Raw genomic sequence first — 20,547 nt, forward strand, 5'->3', positions numbered from 1 at the left:
CATTACACCTGTGGGGCCAGGGCCGCGAGCGGGCTGGCAGTCCCCTCCCGCACCAGCTGTTCGAGCAACCGGTCAAGCAGGACACAGAGAGTCTGTATCTGGGCCGGGCTGTAGCGTCCGTCCCGGTAAGTAATGACCAGCCGCAGCCGCCGCTCATCGTCCAGCACATCCTCCATGATCTCGAACTGCAGGCCGAACATGGTTTCGGTCTTGTCCGCATCGATCTGGCGGTAGCGCAGCCCCTCGCCCGCCGGGGTCGGCAGACGGCCGTTGAGGGCGTTGCTGGCGTGGATCTGGATGTAGACGTCGAACAGCAAGCCGTCGGCAGGCGTCATGCCCAATCCCTGCTGGATCTGTTCGAGCGGCACATCCGCATAGCAGAGTGAGTCGTTGATGGTGCGGGTCACCTGGCGCAGCAGATCGCCAAACCGGGTGGTCGCGGCAAACGACACCCGATGCGCCACCATGGTAGTGAAATAGCCCACCGAGTCGAAGAAGGCGGGATCGGTGCGCCCCGAGGTCGAGGTACCGATCAGGATCTCCTCGGCCTGACCCAGCTGGTGCAAGGAGAGGGCGATGGCCGTGTACATCAGGGTAAAGAGGGAGGCATCGTGGCCACGGGCCAGCTCATAGAGCCGGGCCAACGTGCCCTCGGCCGGCTGCCACTCGTGCCAGCGGGCGGCCCAGGTTTCCCCCTGCAGGGGCATCACCGGCAAGGGAGGACGGTGGGAAGCCGGCACGGCGCCGTGCAGCAGACGGGTCCAGTAGGCCAGGTGCGTCTCGTTGATGCCATCCGCCGCCTGCCGGCGGGCAAAATCGTGAAACGCCGGCGCCGGTGCATCCCAGCGGGGGGCAGTCCCGGCGGCGCGAGCCAGGTAAGCCTGGGCCAGCTCCCCCATCATCAGGTTGATGGACCACTCGTCCACCACCATGTGATGCACCAACAAGGAGAGCTGCTGGCGCCCCGTGGCCGGATCGCGCAGGAAACGGATCCGCAGCGGCAGCTCCCGGGTCAGGTCGAAGCGATGGGCCGCTGCGTCGGCCAGGGTCATCCCCTTCGACTCGGCGCTGCCCCAGAACCAGCGATAGCCAGCCAGCTGATCGACCGGGAGAATGCGTTGCCGCACCTCGCCATCCTGCGTCATGAACAGGGTCCGCAAACTGGCGTGGCGCTCGATAATATCGGCAAAGGCGCGAGCAAACAGGGGCTCGTCCACCTCGTCAATAAAGTCGAGGGCAAAGGGAAGATTAAAAATGGTGCCAAAGTCGTGGGCTTCATAAGCCCGCCACAGAGAGGCCTGCGCCAGGGCGAGCGGAGCCGGTGCCCTGTTATTTTCCAAAACGACTTCCGGCAATGAAGCCAGCTCTGATATCACGGCCTTGCGTGCCAAGGCAGCCGCCGTCGGCGATTCGAAAAAGTCGTTGAAGCGGCACTCGATACCGTGCTCGCTCAGTAATTTCCCAATAATTCTGGTCGCCAGCAGGGAGTGACCACCATTATCAAAAAAGTCATCATCCGGTCCCATATCTGGCGATGACAAGGCACGGCGAAATTCCTCAAGAATAATCCGTGAAATATTCTTGCCGACATCATGAGCAGGGGCACAAGAGGCTGGTGTGGCAATGCATGCCGGGGATGATAGCAGCAGCGGCGTTTGCCCGGCCTGGCCGGTAGCCAACCGATCGTAGTGCTCCTTCAGCGCCGCCATCAGGGTCTGTGGCGAACCCTGTTCCGCAAGCACAGGATGCAGCACCAGCGCCAGTGTCACACCTCGTTCTGCGTTGATAATCAATGCCTTGAAAGGCGGCTGGCGGGCACTGTCCCAGGGGGCCTGCTGCACTCGCCGTACCAGCTCATCCACCTCGTCGGCCGCCAGACGATGAAATTCCAGACAGGGATACCAGCCATTTATCTGATATTTAAATAGATCGCCATCGGCACTGAAAAAATAACGGGCATTGAGTTCCGGCTGCTCCTTTATTAATAACTCAACACTCAGTATCAACAGCGAAATATCAATATCGTCAGGAAGCGGCCAACACATCGCCTGTTTAATTATCTGCTCGGGCTGCTGTTGTTGTAACAACCAGCAGCTCTCTTCATGGGCACTGACAGGCAGCTCAAGCAGCCCCTCATTATGGAATTGCAGCAAAAGCCATCTCCTTCTCTGTGGAAATATAACCCTGTGAATAACGTCTGTTTTATTTGAAATAACCACGGACGCATGCCCCTCCCCCCTAATTGGCGGGAAAGGCATTGCGATATATCGATGAACACGATACCGTGCAAATGATTACCATAATGATTTTCATTCTCAAATAAAAATAACACGAGGTTCAGGAGAGAAATCGTGGAAATGGGCACAGGCTCCTTCCAGGCGCAGTTGCATCGTCTGTATCAGGAACATCACGGATGGCTCTGCTCGCTGCTAAGACGCAGGTTGGGCAACAGCTGCGACGCCGCGGATCTGGCGCACGACATCTACCTTCAGCTGCTGCGCAAGGGACACATCCCCACGGCGACCGAGTGCCGTCGTCATCTGATGCAGATCGCCAAGGGCAAGGTGATCGATCTCTATCGCCGGCGTGCGCTGGAGGCCCGCTACCTCGAGCAGCAGAGCTACCAGCCCGACGCTCAGGCCCCCTCGGAAGAGTTGCGCGCCATGCAGCGCGAGGCACTGGGAGCCGTCGCATCGGCCCTGCAACGCCAGTCCCCCAAGATCCGCCAGGCCCTGCTGCTCTCCCGCCTCGGCGGCCTCGGTTATCAGGACATCGCCAGCCAGCTGCAGGTGTCCGTTTCATCGGTCGAGAAGTATATCGCCCAGGGCGTGCAAAGCTGCCATCGCAGCCGGCCTGGCGGCGGCATCTGACCCGGATGGGGGAAATAAAAAGATTCATTTGAGGTTTTTTGTCCCTCGTACGGAAAACCACAGAGATCCGGTCGCTCGTTGCGGCCACCATCACTTCACCGTGGAGAAATAGCCATGAAGGCAGACGATGTGCAGTGCCCCGAGGCCAATACTGGTGGGCCCATCAGCCGCGTGCTGGCCCCCATTCGCGGCCACCTGATCGCCGCCGCCCTGCTGGCGGCCATCGGCGCCATGCTGACCCTGGTCCCGCTGGCCGGGATCGCCCACCTGGCGGGCCTGATGCTGGCCGATGCCGCCGTGCCAAGCGACGCAATCACCGCAGTGCTCGGGATCAGCCTGGCCTGCCTGTTTGGCGGCATGATCCTGCTCAGTGCCGGCGATCTGGTGGCCCACCTGGCCGACAACCGCATCACCGGCCAGCTGCGCCTGGCCCTGACCCGGCGGCTGGCCCGGGTGCCCCTCGGCTGGTTCACCGCCCGCGCCTCGGGGGAGGTCAAACAGGCGATGCAGGACGACATCGGCACCCTGCACAGCCTGACGGCCCACTTCTACACCACCCTGGGCCGCTGCAGCGGCGCCGTGCTTATCTCCCTGATCTACCTCTTCGCCATGGACTGGCGGATGGCCCTCATCGCCCTCTCCCCCTTCCCGCTCTTCTTCCTGTTCTCTGCCCGCGCCCACCGCGCCAGTGCCGCCAACATGCAGCAGTTCGGCGCCGGCATGGCCCGCATCAACAACGCCGTGGTGGAGTTCGTGAGCGGCATCCCCGTGGTCAAGGCCTTCGGCGTGCAGGGCCGGCTGCACACCAGCTACCGCAACGCCATCGATGACTTTGCCCGCGCCTTCACCGACTTCACCCGTCCGCTGGTCGCGGCCATGGCCAACGCCAACGCCATCATGGCCCCCGCCTCGGTCCTCGGGGTGGTACTGGCCGGCGCCGTGGTGATGGTACGAGCGGGCGCCATGGCGCCGGCCGAGGTGCTGCCCTTTGTGCTGGTGGCGCCGGGGCTGTGCGCCCCCCTGATGCTGCTGAGCTACCTCAAGCACGATCTCGGCAGCGCCACCGCGGCCGCCGAACGGCTCCACGGCCTGCTCACCACTCCGGTATTGACGGAGCCTGCCGCCGGCACCGGTTTGCTGCCGGTCGACAACACCCTGCGCCTCGAGCAGGTGAGCTACCGCTACGACGACCAGACCCCGGTGCTCAGCGAGCTGACCGTCACCCTGACCCCGGGCACGGTCACCGCCATCGTCGGCGCCTCCGGGGCCGGCAAATCGACTCTGGCCAGGCTGCTGCTGCGCTTCTTCGACCCGAGCGAGGGGCGCATCACCCTGGGTGGGGTGGACCTGCGCGATCTCGAGAGCCGCGAGCTCTATCGCCACATCGGCTTCGTGCTGCAAGAGGTGCGCCTGGTGCACGCCAGCCTGCACGACAACATCGCCCTCGGCCGCCCCGGCGCCAGCCACCAGGAGGTCGAGGCCGCCGCGCGCCGCGCCAACATCCACGACCGCATTCTGGCCCTGCCGCGGGGCTACGACGCCGTGGTCGGTGAGGACGCCAATCTCTCCGGCGGCGAGCTGCAACGGGTCAGCATCGCCCGCGCCCTGCTGCTCGACCCGCCGGTGCTGGTGCTCGACGAGGCTACCGCCGCCGCCGACGCCGACAACGAGGTGAAGCTGCAACAGGCGCTCTCCACCTTCGCCCGCGGCCGCACCCTGGTCGTCATCGCCCACCGGCTCGACACCGTGATGCACGCCGACCGGATCCTGGTGCTCGACAACGGCGTCCTGTGCGAGCAGGGGCGCCACCACGAACTGCTGGCCCGCCGCGGCCGCTATGCCCGTCTGTGGGAACAGGGGGGATACGACACTCCCACCCAGACCCCTCATCAGGAGGCCGTCCCCACATGCTGAACACCTTCCTGCGCCTGCTCGGCGACGACGCCGTCCTGCTGCGCCGCTACGGCCTACTGGCCCTGCTCTACGGCCTGCTCTGCGGCCTGACTCTGGTCTGCCTCATCCCGGTGCTCACACATCTGCTGCGTGCCGAGACCGATGCCTCCACCGGCTGGCTGCTGGTGCAGCTGATAGGCGTGCTGCTCTGCTGGAACCTGCGCCGCCGGGTGGAAAAGGCTGGCATCGCCGTGGGGATCGCGGTGCTGCGCACCGGCCGCCACGCCTTGGGCGAGCACGTGGGCAGCCTGCCCATCGGCTGGTTCACCCCGGCCAACACCGCCCGCCTCAACCACCTGGCCTCGCAAGGCATGATGGAGCTGGCCCAGCTGCCGGCCCACGTCTTCACCCCCCTGCTCGGCGGGGTGATCACCCCGCTGGTGGTGCTGGTGGCCCTGTTTGCCCTCGATGTGCAGCTCGGCCTCATCGCCCTGATCGCCCTGCCGCTGCTGGTGGCGGTCTTCCTGCTCACCACCCGCCTCAACCAGAACGCCGACCAGACCTTCCACCAGCATGCCGCCGATACCAGCCAGCGCATGGTGGAGTTTGCCCAGGCCCAGTCGGTGCTGCGCGCCTTCAACGGCGAGCAGGGGGGAACCCGTTTCCTCGAGCAGGCCATCGCCCAGCAGCAAGCCTCCGGCAGGCAGCTGATCCGGCTCACTGCCCTGGCCTCGGGGCTCAACGTCTGGGCAGTGCAGGCCTGCTTTGCCACCCTGTTGCTGGTGGCCGCCCAGCACCTGGGCGGTGCCGACAGGGAGAGCCTGATCGCCGCCCTGGTGACCCTGGTGCTCATCAACCGCTTCATCGATCCCCTGCTCGACGTGGCCGGCTACAGCGACGTGCTGCGCGGCGCCCGTGCCCAGCTGGCGGCCCTGCAAACCATGTTCGACTACCCGGCCCAGCCGCAGCCGGCCACTCCTGCCACCCCGCTGGATGGCTCAGTGGAGCTGCGCGGGGTGCATTTTGGCTATGACCCGGCCCACCCGCAGGTGCTCAAGGGGGTGGATCTGGCGGTGGCGCCCGGCAGCATGATGGCGCTGGTCGGTGCCTCGGGCTCGGGCAAGAGCACAGTACTGCGGCTCATCGCCCGCTTCTTCGACGTCGGCGAAGGGGCTGTGCTGGTGGGAGGGGTGGACGTGCGCGCCATGAGCGGTGAGACCCTGGCCAGTCACATCAGCCAGATCTTCCAGGATGCCTATCTGTTCCAGGGCACCATTGCCGACAACATCCGCATCGGCAAGCCCGAGGCCAGCGATGCCGAGCTGCTGCACGCCGCCCATCAGGCCGGGGTGAGCGAGATAGTCGAGCGCCTGCCGCTCGGGCTCGACACCCAGGTTGGCGAGGGTGGTGCGCGCCTCTCGGGGGGCGAGCGCCAGCGGATCGCCATCGCCCGCGCCCTGCTCAAGGACGCCCCCATCCTGCTGGTGGACGAGGCCACCGCCGCGCTGGATGCGGAGAACCAGGCCGCCATCACAGAGACGCTGGCCCGGCTGCGGGGCAAACGCACCCTGATCGTCATCGCCCACCAGCTCTCGACCGTGGCCATGGCCGATCAGATAGTGGTGCTCGACGATGGCATGGTGTGCGAGCAGGGCCCCCACGCCGTGCTCAGTCGCCAGCCGGGGCGCTACGCTCACTTCCTGGCGCAGCGTGCCAGCGCCAAGGGGTGGCGCCTGACCGGAGAGGACGCGTGAGGGCGCTCCTGCTGCCGGCGACCCTGCTGGTGCTGGCCGCGTGCTCCCTGCTGATCGGGGCGCGCCCCCTCCCGCTGGCGGAGCTCTTCGCCGGGGATGGCCTGCTCACCCTCACCGCCAGTCGCCTGCCGCGGCTGGCGGCGGTACTGTTGACCGGCGCCGGGCTGGCGGTGGCCGGCGTCATCCTGCAGCAGATAGTGCAGAACCGCTTTGTCGAGCCCGCCACCTCCGGCGGGCTCGACGCCGCCAAGCTCGGCATCCTGATCGCCCTGACCCAGCTGCCCGCCGCCGGCACCACCGGCCGCATGCTGCTGGCGCTCGCCTTCTGCTTTGCCGCCAGCCTGCTGTTCATCGTCATCGTGCGCCGTATCCGCTTCAAGAATACCGTGCTGATCCCGGTGATCGGCCTCATGTATGGCAGCGTGCTGAGCGCCCTCGCCGAGTTCTACGCCTACCAGCACAACATCCTGCAGAGCATCCAGGGCTGGATGCTGGGGGATTTTTCCAAGGTGGTCGAGGGCAACTACGAGATCATCTACCTCATCCTGCCCATCACCCTGCTGACCTATCTCTACGCCCACCGCTTCACCGTGCTCGGCATGGGGGAGGAGGCCGCCGCCAGCCTGGGGCTCGGGTACTCGGCCACCGCCACCCTCGGCCTGCTGCTGGTGGCGGTCACCGTGGCCGCCACCGTCATCACGGTCGGCGCCATCCCCTTCGTCGGGCTGGTGATCCCCAATCTGGTGGTGCTGCGCCACGGCCAGCACCTGAGAAAGACTCTACCGCTGGTGGCCCTCTACGGTGCCCTGCTGCTGCTGGCGTGCGACCTGCTGAGCCGGCTGCTGATCCACCCCTTCGAGGTGCCCATCGGGCTCACCGCCGGCAGCCTCGGCGGCGTGCTGTTCCTGCTGCTGATCCTCTGGCAGCGCCGATGAGAGAGACTCTTATGCGTTACGGGATCTGGGGGCTGCTGGCCCTGCTTGCCGCGACCTTTGTGCTGTTCGGGTCGGAGCTCGACACCGGCTACATCATCCCCCAGCGGCTGCTGCGCCTGGCCGCCATCACGGTGGCCGGCGTCTGCATCGCGGTCTCGGCCATCAGCTTCCAGACCCTGGCGGGCAATCGCATCCTGACCCCCGCCATCATGGGGTACGAGGCGGTCTATCTGCTGCTGCAAGCCCTGCTGGTGCTGCTGCTCGGCAGCCAGAGCCTGCTGCTGCTCGGGCGCGAGGAGAACGGCATGCTGTCGCTGCTGCTGATGCTGGGGTACTCGGCCATCATCCACCGCTGGCTGTTCCGGCCCGGGCAGACCGACCTGTTCCAGCTGCTGCTGACGGGGCTGGTGCTGACCATGGTGTTTGGCACCCTGACCCAGTTTGTCCAGCTCAAGACCAGCCCGGGGGAGTTCGCCATCCTGCAGGGGTTCGGCTATGCCTCGTTCAACCGGGCCCAGCCGCTGGAGCTGCTGATAGGGGGCGGCCTGGTCGCCCTGGTCTGTCTCGTCATCGCCCGCCGCCAGGCCGAGCTCGACGTGCTGGCGCTCGGGCGCGAGCAGGCCAGCTCGCTCGGGGTGGATTACCGGCGGGCGGTACGCCTGCACCTGGCGCTCATCGCCGTGCTGGTGGCCGTCTCCACCAGCCTGGTCGGCCCCACCGCCTTCATGGGGGTGTTCGTGGCCAACATCAGCTATGCCCTGGCGCGCACCTTCCGCCACCGGGTCACCCTGCCGCTCGGCTGCGCCATCGCCATCGCGCTCTTCATCCTGGCCCAGTTCCTTGTGGAACAGATCTTCAACTACCGCACCACGGTCAGCATCCTCATCAACCTGGTGTGCGGCACCTACTTCCTCGCCCTGATGGTCAAAACCAGAGGATCGCCATGATCTCCCTCGAACAGGTTCACCAGCGCTACGGCGATCGCGCCGTCCTGCGCGACATCACAGTCGACTTCCCGGCCGGCCGGGTCACCTCGCTGATCGGCCCCAACGGCGCCGGCAAGAGCACCCTGCTGATGGCCATGGCCCGTCTGCTGCCCATCAGCCAGGGACGGATACGCCTGGGGGACACCGACCTGCACCGCTTCACCGCCCGTGACTACGCCAAGCGGGTCGCCACCCTGCGCCAGTCGCCGGACGTGGGGCTGCGACTGACGGTCGACGAGCTGGTCGCCTTCGGCCGCTTCCCCTACAGCCAGGGCAACCTGACCCGGGAAGACCGCATCGCGGTCGACGAGGCCATCGACTTTCTCTCCCTCGCCCCCTTGCGCCGGGCCTACCTCGACGAGCTGAGCGGCGGGCAGCGGCAGCTGGCCTACCTCGCCATGACCGTCGCCCAGCAGACCGACTGCCTGCTGCTCGACGAGCCCCTCAACAACCTCGACATGAAGCACGCGGTGCAGCTGATGCAGGCGATCCGCCGCCTCAGCGACGAGCAGGGGCGCACCCTGATCCTGGTGGTGCACGACATCAACTTCGCCGCCAACTATTCCGACCACATCGTCGCCATGAAGGGGGGCGCGCTTGCGGGCAGCGGCCCGGTCGCCGAGATGGTCACCCCGGCCAACCTGGAGGCGCTCTACGACCTGCGCTTCGACATACTGCCGAGCCAGCGCGGCCTGCTGTGCAACTACTTCAACCCAACCCCGTCTGGAGAATTGTTATGAGGATCAATACGCTCACCGCCGTGCTGCTGGCCGCCATCGCAGGGCTCACCGGCTGCGACGCCCCCAGGGAGCAGGCCACCACCGGGGCCGACGGCACCCTGGTCACCGTGACCCACCAGCTCGGCACCACCCGGGTCGTCACCCCGCCCAAGCGGGTGGTGGCCTTTGACATGAGCGAACTCGATACCCTGGATCAGCTGCAGGCCCCGGTGGCCGGCATCGCCAAGGATTACGTGGCGCACTTCCTGCAGCGTTATCGGGACGACCCGGCCGTGATGGACGTGGGCACCACCATCCAGCCCAACCTGGAGCGGCTGCACAAGCTCAAGCCGGATCTCATCCTCATCTCCCCCCTGCAGGCCCAAAGCTACGAGGCGCTGAGCCAGATAGCCCCGACCCTGCACTACGACATCGACATGACCAACCGCGACGGCCACATCCTGGAGGCCGCCAAGGCCCACCTGCTCACCCTCGGCACCCTGCTCGGCCAGGAGGCGCTGGCCAAAGAGAAGGTGCAACAGATGGACGCCAAGATCGCCGAGGTGCAGGCACTGACGCGGGATCGCCCGGAAAAAGCGCTGATCGTGCTGCACAACAACGGCGCCTTCACCGCCTTTGGCACCCAATCCCGCTACGGCTTCTTGTTCGACACCCTGGGGGTCAAGCCGGCCGGATTGGAGCGGGACACCGGCATGCACGGCCAACCCATCTCCAACGAGTTCATCCAGCAGGCCGACCCGGACATCCTGTTCGTCATCGACCGCACCGCCGTGATGGAGCGACGCACAGCCATCGACGCCGGTACCCTGGACAACCCGCTACTGCGCCAGACCAAGGCGTGGCGCAACGGCAAGGTGCGCTTCGTCGACCCCGAAACCTGGTACCTCTGCACCGCCAGCTTCACCTGCCTGAACCGCATCGCCGACGAGGTGATGGCCGCCTATCGCAGCTGATCCCCCGTGCCCGGCCAACGCCGGGCATCAATACGCAAATGAGAGTTATTTTTATTTGAGGGTTTTAGAGTGTCATCCGGAAAGCATAAGGAGACAAAAACGCACTCCTCACCCTGAAAGGAATCCTGCATGCAGACATTGCACTCATCCTCCCTTGCCGTGCCGCGCCACGGACTCTCCCGCCTGACGCTGGCCATCCTGGCCGGCCTGCAACTGGGCAGCGCCTGGGCCGCTCCGGCTCCCCGTGAAGAAGCCGCCCCCCGTCCCGACGAAGTCGTCGTGGTGGAGGGTCGCAAGGCCTACGCCGGCGGCCAGGTCGCCGCCGACAACCGGGTCGGCCTGCTCGGCAACAAGCCCTTCCTGGAGACGCCGTTCAACACGGTGAGCTACACCGAGGAGTACATCGAGGATCGCCAGGCCCAGGACATAGGCGCCGTGGCCGGTGCCACCAACCCCTCGGTCTATGTGCCGAGCAAGCGCAGCCTGTTCGAGACCTTCTACATCCGCGGCTTCAACACCAACGCCAACGACATCACCTTCAACGGCCTCATCGGCATGGCGCCGAACATGCGCAGCTCCACCGAGATGGCCGCGCGGGTCGACGTGCTCAAGGGGCCATCGGTACTGCTCAACGGCATGCCGCCGGATGGCAGCGTGGGCGGCAACATCAACATAGTGCCCAAGCGCGCCGGCAAGACCCCCCTGGCCAAGGTCACCGCCAGCTATGAATCGGACGGCCTCGGTGGCGTGCACCTGGACCTGGGTCGCCGTTTCGGCGACGAGCAGCAGTGGGGGGTACGCTTCAACGGCGTCTATCGGGACGGGGACACCGCGGTCAACGACCAGCAGCACAAGATGGAGCTCACCTCGGTCGGGCTGGACTGGCGCGGCGAACGGGCCCGCGCCTCGGCCGATCTCTACCGTCAGCACGAGCGGGTGGACGGGGTGAACTACTTCGGCATCTTCTCGGTCGCCAGCCAGGTGACCCAGCTGCCCGAGCCCAAGCGTGGTGACTACTCCCTGGCGCCGGCCTGGGCCTACACCATCAACGACACCAAGGCCGCCGTGCTGCGCGCCGAATATGATCTGACCGACAACCTCACCGCCTTCATCGCCTGGGGCCAGCGTGACGGCGGCTACAGCGCCCTCATCACCCGCAACACCCTGCTCAATGACGCCGGCGACATCAATGCCATGGCGGCCCGCTCCGAGCGGGACGGTACCCAGCGCTCCGGCGAGGCGGGCCTGCGCGGCACCTTCGGCACCGGCCCGGTCGATCACGCCTGGTCGCTGGCCGCCACCCGCTACACCTCGGAGCAGACCTTCCGGGACAAGATATTCTTCAACCACGCCATGACCAACTACGACCGGCTGGACTTCGGGCCCGCGCCGGATCTCGCCGGGTACGGTGCCGTCACCTCGCGCAGCGAGGCGACCCTGGCGAGCGTGGCGCTGGTCGATACCCTCTCCTTCCTCGATGGCGACCTGCAGTGGACCCTGGGGGCCCGCCGCCAGACGGTCGAGAGCAGCAACTTCAACGGCAGCGGCGACCAGACTGCCCGCTACGAGGAGAGCCGGGTCTCGCCCGCCACCACCCTGCTGGTCAAGCTGCGCGACGATTTCGCCGTCTACACCAACTACATCGAGGGGTTGAGCCAGGGTGGCGCGGCGCCGAACACCGCCAGCAATGCCGGCGAGATCATGAAGCCCTATCAAACCAAGCAGTATGAGGTCGGTGCCAAGCTGGATCTGGGCCACTTCGCCCATACCCTGAGCCTGTTCCAGATCGCCAAGCCGAGCGCCTACACAGACCCCAGCTCCAACGTCTACGGGGTCTACGGGGAACAGCGCAACCGCGGCATCGAGTGGGATCTGTTCGGCGAGCTCACCCCCGAGCTGCGCCTGCTGGGCGGGGCCTCCTACACCCAGGCTGAGCTGACCAAAGCGCTCAACGAGAGCAACGTCGGCCACCAGGCCACCGGGGTGCCCAAGTGGATGGCCAAGCTCGGCGCCGAGTACGATCTGGCCGCCGTGCCGGGGCTGACCCTGACCGGCAACACCCAGTTCATCGGCGAGCGGTTCGTCACCGATGACAACCGCCTCTCGCTGCCCTCCTACACCACCTTCGACCTGGGGGCCCGCTACACCATGCGGATCGCCGACCACGCGCTGACCGTGCGGGCCGCGGTGCAGAACCTCACCGGCCGCGACTACTGGATCGGCTCCTGGTCCGGCGGCGACGGCAGCGGCCTCTCCGGCGGCCTGGGGGCGCCACGCACCTTCCAGCTCTCCACCTCGCTCACCTTCTAAGCAGCAGAAAAGCCATTGTCAAAATGGCTTTTCTTTTATGTGCCTCGGATGCCGGCCCGGTCGGCTTGCGCCAGATCGGATTTTCACGCCGCACCGACAGCATCTGACTCACTTGTGCGGTATGCTGTCACGCTCACGATCAACCATGACCTCTGTTGAGGCCTGCCTTATGAAATACCTAGTAGTTCAAACCAAACAGATAGGGGATGTACTGATCTCCACCGCGCTGTGCAACAACCTCAAGCAGAATGACCCAAGCGGCGAGGTTCACTATCTGGTCATGGATTATTGCGCGGGTATGGCGCAGGGCAATCCCAATATCGATCGGCTCATCATCATCGAGAAGGCCAGGCGCAACGAGTGGCGCTACATGAAGGATCTGCTGCTGGCCATTCGCCGCGAACGCTACGACGTGGTGGTCAACAGCCAGGGCCAGATGATCGGTCTGCTCAGCTGCCTCTTCTCCGGTGCCCGCCTGCGCATCGGCTTTGACTCCTTCCCCTGGCGACTCGGCCACAACCGCATCGTCCGTTTTCGCAAGGACACCGAGTTTCAGGGCAACAGCACCCTGGTCGACGACCGCTTCTCGCTGCTCAAGCCGCTCAAGCTGGCCCGCGAGGATCGCAACTACTACCTCTGGCTGAGTGAAGAAGAGAAACAACAAGGAAGGGATACCCTGCTGGCCGCCGGCGTCGACCTGAACCGCCCGCTGATCGCCATGGGCGTCAACTCGCTCGGGCACTACAAGCGCTGGCCCATCGACTGCTTCGCCAAGGTCGCCCAGTGGCTGATCGAGCAGCACAATGCCCAGATCCTGATCTACTGTGGGCCGGGGGAGGAGGAGTACAACCGCGGCCTGAAACCGCTGCTGCCCGCCACCCTGCAAGCCAGCGTCTTCGATCACATCAAGACCCGCTCGGTACGGGAATTGGTGGGGCTGTTCGCCCACTGCCGGCTGTTTGTCGGCAATGACACCGGCCCCCGCCACATGGCGCAGGCCATCGACCTGCCCCTGCTGACCATAGTGGCCCCCGGTGGCGACAAGATCATCGCCAACCCGGTCAACCACCCCCGTTATCAGGCCATCGATGTGTTCGATGCCAAGGGGCCCGGCTTCCAGCTGCCGCAGAACGCGGAGAAGGACTTCATCGACGAAGCCCTGCTGCGCGCCATCACTCCCGAGCTGGTGATTGCACGGCTGACAGCGCTGCCTGATTGGCAAGCAGCCACGCCCTGAAAGTACGCTCGAATTCGGCCAGATCGAGGGAGTTGATATCCTGCTCCCTGGTATTGGTCGAGAACAGCACTGTGGCCGACGGGGAGTTGGGGTGCCACTCGAGGAAGTTCTCGTTGCCGCCACCTATGTCCGGGTTGTAGAGGCCAAGAATGGGCTTGTGCAGCCCGGCGGCGATGTGCACCGTCGCCGTGTCCACCGAGATCAGCCCCTGACACTGGCGCAGCTGGGCAAACAGCCCGGCCAGCGAGGGTGCATCCGGTGACAGCAGCAGGCGCTCCGGTTGACTCAGGCCGGCCCGGATCCCGGCCACCTCCTCTTCCATGCCCGGCGGATAGAGCAGGCAGATGGCGCAAGAACCGGCCGCCAGCATCTGCTCAATCATCTGGCTGATAAGTTCGGGCCGCAGGCGGCGGGAGCTGCCACTGCCATAAGGGTTGAAACAGAGGACCGGCGCGGCCGGCCACCAGCTGGCCAGCGCATCGGACGGGCTCATGGTCGGGACTATGTACTGCTGATCCGGATTGCTCACGCCGAGCCGCTGCAGCAGCAGGGCGAACTTGTCGGAGAAGTGCATGCCGCTGGAGGCCTTGCCCAGCTTGAGGTTGACCGCCTGCAGGGCATCGTCCATGCCGGCGACCCAATCTGCTCTGACCTGACTGATGAAGAAGATATCCTTCATTTTCAGCATTTTGCCAAAATGCACCAGGCACTCCACCTCCCCCAGCGAATGGGCCAGCCGCTTGAGCTGGCCATAGCCCGGCCGCTTGGGCACCTCTATCACCTTGTCCATGCCGAAATGATCGCGAAACAGGGGCGCCATGGCCGCGGTCGTGACGATCCACACCTCCCGCTCCGGGCTGGCGCGCTTGATCTCACGGGCCACCCAGGACGAGACGATGGCATCGCCCAGTTTGGCATCCCAGCGCAGCAACACTATCTTCCCCTTGCGCTCGTGCAGCGGAGCCGGCCGCTTGCGATCGAACAGCAGCTGCCCCAGCTTGCGGCGAAGAATGTCACGCTGGAGTTGCAGATCGTTGATTAATGACATGAATCCACCAGAAGAGCCGTTGAATTGGGAGAAGGATAATACCAGCCTGACGCGGCTAGAGCGCCATCAGGGCATCGACCTGACGGCTGATCTCGGCCGGCGACAGGGCCGCCAGCTGATCCGTGGTCGACCTCAGCACTATGTTGCGGCCCGCCAGCGGGATGAAGGCATCGCGCCAGCGCTCGTTGTTCATCAACACCAGGGTGGGCACCCCGAAGGAAGAGGAGATATGGATGATGGAGGTATCGGTGGAGATGACCCCTCGCGCATCCTTGATGATCTTGGCGGCATCGAGAATGGTGTCGGGAAACAGCGCTCTCATGTCTTGCCGCGAACAGGCCACTGGCTGCCTGGAGAAGACCAGGTAGGAGATCCCCTCATAGGCAGGCAACTGCGCCAGGATGCCGTCAATCTGCGCCTCCGTCATCGAGTTGCCGACCTGGCTACCCGTCAGGTTGACCAGCAGATAACGGCCATACGCACGGGTATCCAGCTGTTCATTGCAGGGCGACGGTATGGTGACCGGCATCCCGGTCTGCTCGCCGGTCACGCTGAGCATGCGATAGACGAAGTGATCCCGGTTGGGACGTGACGACACTATGGTGGCCTTCTTGTTGAACAGCGGCAGCAACTTCTGCTGCCCTTCGCTCTTGAAGCGCAGGGGCAACGACTGCAAGCGCCCGTTGGCCAGCAACAGCAACTTGGCCATGGCGATATCGTCAGGCTCGTCAAACAGATTGATCACCAGGTCATATCGCCGCTGCCTGAGTTCACGCAGCTTGCACCACATGCTCGCCGGCAACAGGGTGTCGTTGAGGGTGATCACGTGACATTCGTCGATCCCGGCGACCGATGCCGCCAGCAGCTGGTTGCGCCGGCTGCACACCAGCTCGAGCCGCGCGGCGGGGTACATCTCCCTGAGCCGAGCGATGGCGGGCAGGGTAAGAATGAAGTCGCCGATGGCGTCATAACCGACCACCAGCACTCTCTCCACCTGCGCTCCGGCAGGGCATGGGGCGGCGTCAGGCTCTCTGCCAATCAGCCATCTGGCAATGGAATGGGTAAGCAACTTTTTGAGGTTCATGGGTCATCCAGCATGTGTGGCCGCTGCTTTGGCAAGGCCCGCAGGGTGCCGACCCGCCGTCGGCACACTCCGCCCTATTTCAGATAGTGGCCGTAGGCCCTGTCATCTATGGTGGTGGTGAACAGATCCACATCCAGACAGCTGGGTTCCACCCCGGATGCGGTCAGGCCGTTGAGCTGCAGGCGGCCGGTCAGATAGTCGGAAGGCATCCGCAGCGGATAGGCGCACTGCAACAGCTTCTTGGCCCCGGTCAGACTCAGCACATACCCTGCGGTAGAGAGCACACCTCGTTTGGAGGTGCGGCTGGGGGTCAGGTATCTGGCGAGTCGATAACCACCCGGCAGGGATGACAGGAACGGCCAGCGTTTGGCTTTGCCATGGTGCAGGAAGACGATTTCCGATTTGCAGGAGTGCACTATGGCCTCGATGATGGCCTTGCTGTGCATGTGCAGGTAGATGTCATCCTCCAGCACCACGCAGCGTTCAATGCCCTCGGCAACGATGCGCTCATAAAGCCGGATATGGCTCATGGCACAACCTATCTCGCCAAAGCTCAGCGCATGGCCGCACACCTCCTTGGCCAGTTCAAAATCCACCTTGGTCAGTTCGGCACTGCTCAACGCCTTCCCGTCGGTTGCGTCTACAAATTCGAAATCGATGCCCAAATGCGCCATCTGCTGAACAACCATCGCCCGTCGCTCAACGCTGCGAGCCAGACTGATGACAAAAACTGGAATCATGACGTACGGGTATCCTTTTTCAACTCATGGGCAAACCAGATGAAAACCAGGCTGAGCGTGTACAGATAGAGCACCCCTTGATGCTCAAACGGCACATCACTCAATGAATTAACTGAAAACGCCAGCGGCACCAGCACCCCGGCGGAAATCTTGCTGATGTTGGTCGCGGCAAGGTAGAGAGGCCATCCCAGAAAAACCAGCAGTGCGACAAAGCCGATGCCACCCCGGATCACCAGGTTCTGCATGTACTGGTTATGGGAATGGGCCAGCGACGGATGCAAAATCAGTTGGGAAATCTGATGATTGTTGACCTGAGTCTGCTTCAGCGCATCAAAGCCATCGGTACCCACCCCGACGACCGGCGAATCCAGAAAGCCCAGCCAGGCGCTCTGCCAGGCAATCACCCGCAGGCCCCAGGATGACTCATAAGAGCCATTCTCTGCCGATTGAAGGTCCGACACGGCTTCGGCAACCCGCTCCTGTACCAATTGATTGGCCTGATAGATGGCACCTGTCGTGGCCATGCAGAGCACGGCGACGGCAATGTATTTCCAGGGTTTGAAGTAGGCCTTGTAGCAGATGACGTAGGCGAGAATGATCCCGAAGGCGAGCCAGACCCCCCGACTCTGGGAGAGATACAGCGCAAACAGGGCAGCGAGCAGGCCAACCAGAGCCCCCCCTCTCAGCCAGGCGGCCAGTTGCCCCTGCTGAAAGACAAACCAGTTGAGAATCGCCAGGGCAAGTGCCGCCTGCGAGAAGAGAATGGCATTGGTGAACCCCTCCACCCTGACGATACCGTGATGGTACTGCCAGAAGCTGAGGATCCCGAGCCCGACGCCACCCAGCACGATGGCCAGGTACCCCAGCATCAGCAGCACGGGTTTGCGCGGCATCATCAGCGCGAAGACAGCGACATAAAACAGCCCTCGCATCACCCCGTACTGATCGCCATGGATCAACCGGTTCACGAAGATCATGACGGCGTACACCAGCAGGCCCCAGAGAATCCGTCGATCCCTGAGCCCAACATCCCGCTGCTTGCCGACAAAGTAGTTCAACAGACCGAAGATCCCGGTCACCGCCAGCAGGTTGGACTGCATGCTCTGGCCGGCTGGCACCAGAAACAGGCCGCAAAAGGCAAAGATGATGGTCAGTCCGAACAGGGCTGTCGTCACCTTATCGAGCAAAACGAGGCTTCTGCTGAGCATCAATCACGATTTCCTGAAGACATAGTTACCCCGGATCTTGCGCCACAGGCCAAACACATCGGTACGCGGGAAGATGGCGATGCGGCGGATCCGGAAAGGGTCCTGGTGCATGCCTCTTGGCCCGCTGTTGGTGGCCACGGCAAAACGGTAGCCCGCCGCCATCGCCTGCGCCTTGGCGCTCTCATCCATATCCCCATAAGGGTAGGCGAACGACAGCAAAGGGTGGCCAAGCAGAGTCTCGAGTTGCCGCTTGTTCTCTTGTATTTCATGGGCTTGCTGCTCGGGTGCAAGCTTGCTCAACCTGGGGTGGGTCAGGGTATGGCCGCCGATCTCCACATGGCCGGAGGCCACCAGCGCCTTGAGCTGCTCGCCATTCATCAGATCCACCCGGGTGTCCGGGTTGCTCGCCTGCTCCACGTCCCAGCGGTTATACCCTTCCCCCGTGACCACGTATACCACGGCTTTGTAACCATATTTTTCCAGCAGCGGCAGCATGCGGGTCAGGTTGTCCTGATAGCCGTCGTCAGCCGTGATCATCAGGTATCTCTTGCCGTATTGCAGACGATGGATGAACCCCTTGTCCGCCAGGTCGCGAAAGGTCAGGGTCTCATAACCCAGCCACTTCATCAGGCGCAGGTGCTTCTCGAACATGGCGATCGGCATCCAGGTACCGTGCACCCCCTTCTCGCTCTCGTGCTCGATGAAGCGGTGGTACATGATGACCGGCATCTCGCGGCGCAGGGTTTCGACCACCGCATCCTGATAGATTGACTCCAGCCCGGAGACGACTCCCGCCAAGCCATACTCGGCCTGAATGCGCTGACGGATAACGTCGGAGACGCTGCCGCTGGCCAGGGCCGGGGCAATCTGCGTCTTCAGCGCGGAAAAATCGATAGCCAGATCCCTGGGGCCTATGTCGCCGAAGTTGCTGGCCAGCGCCTCGTCCAGATTCTGCCCGGTCACCAGGCCGATGGCTTTGGCCTCGCCGATGGCAAACGCCGGGCGACCGCACAACAGGGCCTCCATCGCTACCCGACCGGCACCGATCACCAGATCGCATTGCGCCATCAGGGCAGGGACATCCTCCACGTAACCGACGAAATCGACCCGGTCACGAAAACGCACGAAGCGCTCGGGCAGCTGGCTGCCACTCACCACCTTCACCTGGCAGGCATCCAGATCCAGCACTTCATCCAGCAACCGGTAGCAGAGCTCCCCCTTGGGGCCGCTGAGCCGACCTATGATGGCGATCACCGGCTTGGCGTTGTCCGGAGCCGGCACGGGCTGGAACTTGTCGGTCTCGATGCCGTTGCGCAGCACCTGTACGATGGCCGGATCCACCCCCAGGTTGTCGATGATCTGGCTGGCGATATCTTCGCACACCGCCACCGCCCGAAAACCGAGGGCATGAAAGGCCTTGCGGGAGGCATGCACCGGCTGGCGCCCGTGTACCGTGGTGATCATGGGAGTGCCGGTCAGCTTGCAGGCCACATAGCTGCTCCAGCCGGAGGCGCGCGAGTGGGCATGCACCAACTGGATATGATGCTTCTTGATGAGGTAGACGAGGTAAAACACGTGCCAGAAGCGGCGCAGTATGCTGCGCTTGTTGAATCGCAGCTTGAATACCTGGCCCAGCGTGGGCTTGGTCAGAGTGTCCGATACATAGAAAACCTGGTGGCCACGCCGGGTCAATTCGTTACCGACCGTGGTGGCATAGACCTCAGCGCCCGTCACTTCGAGCTGGGAGAGTGCCATCAATATATTCATGGGAGGGTATCCGAACGACGGGTGGCCAGCAGCCACCCGTCAGAGGGGGATCAAGCCCGGTTCAACCAGGCCATGTAGTCGGCCACGCCTTCGGCCACTGTCTTGAACTCGGCGTCATAGCCGACACCGCGCAGCTTGGTCATGTCCGCCTGGGTGAAGCTCTGATAGCGGCCCTTGAGGTGATCCGGGAAGGGAATATACTCGACGGCGCCTTTCTGGTGATGCTTGATCACCGCCTCGGCCACGTTCTGGAACGGCTCGGCACGACCAGTACCGCAGTTGAAGATGCCGGAGTGCTGCGGATTCTGCCAGAACCAGAGGTTCACCTTGCAGACGTCATCCACATAGATGAAGTCGCGCATCTGACCGCCGTTGGGGAAACCGTCGCAGCCTTCGAACAGCTTGGGATTCTCGCCCTTCTTCACCTGGGTGTTGAGGTGGAAGGCAACCGAGGCCATGGAGCCCTTGTGCTGCTCGCGCGGGCCATAGACGTTGAAGTACTTGAGGCCGACTACCTGAGAGTTGATCTCCGGCATCCAGCGGCGCACATACTGGTCGAACAGCTGCTTGGAGTAGCCGTAGACGTTGAGCGGCTGCTCGAACTTGGGATCTTCGATGAAGTTGTCGTTGCGCCCGCCGTAGGTCGCGGCGGAAGAGGCGTAGATGAACGGAATTTCCCGCTCGATGCAGTAGTGGAACAGATCCTTGGAGTACTCGTAGTTGACCTCCATGATGAACTTGCCGTTCCACTCGGTGGTGGCGGAGCAGGCACCTTCGTGGAAGATCACCTCGATGCCGTCCCACTCTTCAAACTCGTCACCGGAGACGATCCGCGCCTGGAACTCATCCTTATCCATGTAATCGGCAATGGTCAGATCGACCAGATTGACGAACTTGGTGCCGTCGGTCAGATCATCGATGACCACGATGTCGGTCCGTCCTTGAGCGTTCAGCTGCTTGACCAGATTGCTGCCGATAAAGCCAGCACCGCCAGTTACTACGATCATGGAGTTTGCCTCGCG

16 protein-coding genes are annotated in these 20,547 nt (G+C 63.8%); 9 read left to right on the forward strand and 7 right to left on the reverse strand.

The window, feature by feature from the left end; genetic code table 11:
- Positions 1-2 precede the first annotated feature (2 nt).
- Positions 3-2,258 carry a condensation domain-containing protein gene (locus G5134_RS07335; protein WP_421231932.1) on the reverse strand — a complete coding sequence of 752 codons (2,256 nt, stop codon included), beginning with the start codon at positions 2,256-2,258 and terminating at the stop codon, positions 3-5.
- Positions 2,259-2,357: 99 nt separating this feature from the next.
- Between G5134_RS07335 and G5134_RS07340 the strand changes: the two genes are divergently transcribed.
- The 9 genes from G5134_RS07340 to G5134_RS07380 all read left to right on the forward strand — a co-directional run bounded on the left by G5134_RS07340 (position 2,358) and on the right by G5134_RS07380 (position 13,678).
- Entirely contained in the window at positions 2,358-2,870 is a 513-nt protein-coding gene (locus G5134_RS07340; protein ID WP_024942637.1) for a sigma-70 family RNA polymerase sigma factor, read from the forward strand.
- Positions 2,871-2,984: 114 nt separating this feature from the next.
- A complete protein-coding gene (locus tag G5134_RS07345; protein WP_421231933.1) occupies positions 2,985-4,784 on the forward strand; it encodes an ABC transporter ATP-binding protein in 1,800 nt (599 codons plus the stop codon).
- A complete protein-coding gene (locus G5134_RS07350; RefSeq protein ID WP_065018437.1) occupies positions 4,778-6,517 on the forward strand; it encodes an ABC transporter ATP-binding protein in 1,740 nt (579 codons plus the stop codon). The genes G5134_RS07345 and G5134_RS07350 overlap by 7 nt, the downstream gene beginning before the upstream one ends.
- Entirely contained in the window at positions 6,514-7,452 is a 939-nt protein-coding gene (locus G5134_RS07355; RefSeq protein WP_065018436.1) for an ABC transporter permease, read from the forward strand. The genes G5134_RS07350 and G5134_RS07355 overlap by 4 nt, the downstream gene beginning before the upstream one ends.
- Before the next feature lie 11 nt (positions 7,453-7,463).
- A complete protein-coding gene (locus G5134_RS07360) occupies positions 7,464-8,399 on the forward strand; it encodes an iron chelate uptake ABC transporter family permease subunit (protein WP_082970170.1) in 936 nt (311 codons plus the stop codon).
- Positions 8,396-9,178 (forward strand): ABC transporter ATP-binding protein, encoded by a 783-nt coding sequence (locus G5134_RS07365; protein ID WP_065018434.1) that lies wholly within the window; start codon positions 8,396-8,398, stop codon positions 9,176-9,178. The genes G5134_RS07360 and G5134_RS07365 overlap by 4 nt, the downstream gene beginning before the upstream one ends.
- Positions 9,175-10,131, forward strand: a complete 957-nt coding sequence (locus tag G5134_RS07370; RefSeq protein WP_065018433.1) for a siderophore ABC transporter substrate-binding protein — start codon at positions 9,175-9,177, stop codon at positions 10,129-10,131. Before G5134_RS07365 ends, G5134_RS07370 begins: the two co-directional genes overlap by 4 nt.
- Positions 10,132-10,260: 129 nt before the next feature.
- Entirely contained in the window at positions 10,261-12,441 is a 2,181-nt protein-coding gene (locus G5134_RS07375; protein ID WP_065018432.1) for a TonB-dependent receptor, read from the forward strand.
- A gap of 169 nt (positions 12,442-12,610) precedes the next feature.
- Entirely contained in the window at positions 12,611-13,678 is a 1,068-nt protein-coding gene (locus G5134_RS07380) for a glycosyltransferase family 9 protein (protein ID WP_017764948.1), read from the forward strand.
- Here the strand turns inward: G5134_RS07380 and G5134_RS07385 are convergent.
- The 6 genes from G5134_RS07385 to rfaD form a co-directional block, all read right to left on the reverse strand.
- On the reverse strand, positions 13,614-14,726 hold the full coding sequence (locus G5134_RS07385; RefSeq protein WP_019840907.1) for a glycosyltransferase family 9 protein: 1,113 nt from the start codon (positions 14,724-14,726) through the stop codon (positions 13,614-13,616). The genes G5134_RS07380 and G5134_RS07385 overlap by 65 nt on opposite strands.
- A gap of 55 nt (positions 14,727-14,781) precedes the next feature.
- Positions 14,782-15,810: a glycosyltransferase family 9 protein gene (locus tag G5134_RS07390; protein ID WP_017779453.1), complete on the reverse strand. Its 1,029-nt coding sequence runs from the start codon at positions 15,808-15,810 to the stop codon at positions 14,782-14,784.
- A 74-nt stretch (positions 15,811-15,884) separates the two neighbouring features.
- Complete coding sequence (locus G5134_RS07395) at positions 15,885-16,550, reverse strand: glycosyltransferase family 25 protein (protein WP_065018431.1); 666 nt, start codon at positions 16,548-16,550, stop codon at positions 15,885-15,887.
- Positions 16,547-17,761 carry an O-antigen ligase family protein gene (locus G5134_RS07400; RefSeq protein ID WP_139431130.1) on the reverse strand — a complete coding sequence of 405 codons (1,215 nt, stop codon included), beginning with the start codon at positions 17,759-17,761 and terminating at the stop codon, positions 16,547-16,549. Before G5134_RS07400 ends, G5134_RS07395 begins: the two co-directional genes overlap by 4 nt.
- The gene (locus G5134_RS07405) at positions 17,762-19,525 is read right to left on the reverse strand and encodes a polysaccharide deacetylase family protein (RefSeq protein ID WP_065018430.1); all 1,764 of its coding nucleotides are present in this window, start codon (positions 19,523-19,525) and stop codon (positions 17,762-17,764) included. It lies immediately after the preceding gene.
- Between the two features lie 50 nt (positions 19,526-19,575).
- Positions 19,576-20,532 carry an ADP-glyceromanno-heptose 6-epimerase gene (gene rfaD / locus G5134_RS07410; protein ID WP_005306938.1) on the reverse strand — a complete coding sequence of 319 codons (957 nt, stop codon included), beginning with the start codon at positions 20,530-20,532 and terminating at the stop codon, positions 19,576-19,578.
- Positions 20,533-20,547 lie beyond the last annotated feature (15 nt).

The sequence above is a fragment of the Aeromonas sp. 600276 genome (assembly GCF_049175815.1).
Taxonomy (GTDB): domain Bacteria; phylum Pseudomonadota; class Gammaproteobacteria; order Enterobacterales; family Aeromonadaceae; genus Aeromonas; species Aeromonas dhakensis.

What these genes read in the sequence shown, in the direction of transcription:
- G5134_RS07365 (WP_065018434.1), top strand. Translation starts at nt 8,396, where the DNA reads ATGATCTCCCTCGAACAGGTTCACCAGCGCTACGGCGATCGCGCCGTC.
- rfaD (WP_005306938.1), bottom strand. Translation starts at nt 20,532, where the DNA reads ATGATCGTAGTAACTGGCGGTGCTGGCTTTATCGGCAGCAATCTGGTC.
- G5134_RS07405 (WP_065018430.1), bottom strand. Translation starts at nt 19,525, where the DNA reads ATGAATATATTGATGGCACTCTCCCAGCTCGAAGTGACGGGCGCTGAG.
- G5134_RS07390 (WP_017779453.1), bottom strand. Translation starts at nt 15,810, where the DNA reads ATGAACCTCAAAAAGTTGCTTACCCATTCCATTGCCAGATGGCTGATT.
- G5134_RS07370 (WP_065018433.1), top strand. Translation starts at nt 9,175, where the DNA reads ATGAGGATCAATACGCTCACCGCCGTGCTGCTGGCCGCCATCGCAGGG.
- G5134_RS07345 (WP_421231933.1), top strand. Translation starts at nt 2,985, where the DNA reads ATGAAGGCAGACGATGTGCAGTGCCCCGAGGCCAATACTGGTGGGCCC.
- G5134_RS07395 (WP_065018431.1), bottom strand. Translation starts at nt 16,550, where the DNA reads ATGATTCCAGTTTTTGTCATCAGTCTGGCTCGCAGCGTTGAGCGACGG.
- G5134_RS07335 (WP_421231932.1), bottom strand. Translation starts at nt 2,258, where the DNA reads ATGCCTTTCCCGCCAATTAGGGGGGAGGGGCATGCGTCCGTGGTTATT.
- G5134_RS07360 (WP_082970170.1), top strand. Translation starts at nt 7,464, where the DNA reads ATGCGTTACGGGATCTGGGGGCTGCTGGCCCTGCTTGCCGCGACCTTT.
- G5134_RS07350 (WP_065018437.1), top strand. Translation starts at nt 4,778, where the DNA reads ATGCTGAACACCTTCCTGCGCCTGCTCGGCGACGACGCCGTCCTGCTG.
- G5134_RS07340 (WP_024942637.1), top strand. Translation starts at nt 2,358, where the DNA reads ATGGGCACAGGCTCCTTCCAGGCGCAGTTGCATCGTCTGTATCAGGAA.
- G5134_RS07385 (WP_019840907.1), bottom strand. Translation starts at nt 14,726, where the DNA reads ATGTCATTAATCAACGATCTGCAACTCCAGCGTGACATTCTTCGCCGC.
- G5134_RS07375 (WP_065018432.1), top strand. Translation starts at nt 10,261, where the DNA reads ATGCAGACATTGCACTCATCCTCCCTTGCCGTGCCGCGCCACGGACTC.
- G5134_RS07380 (WP_017764948.1), top strand. Translation starts at nt 12,611, where the DNA reads ATGAAATACCTAGTAGTTCAAACCAAACAGATAGGGGATGTACTGATC.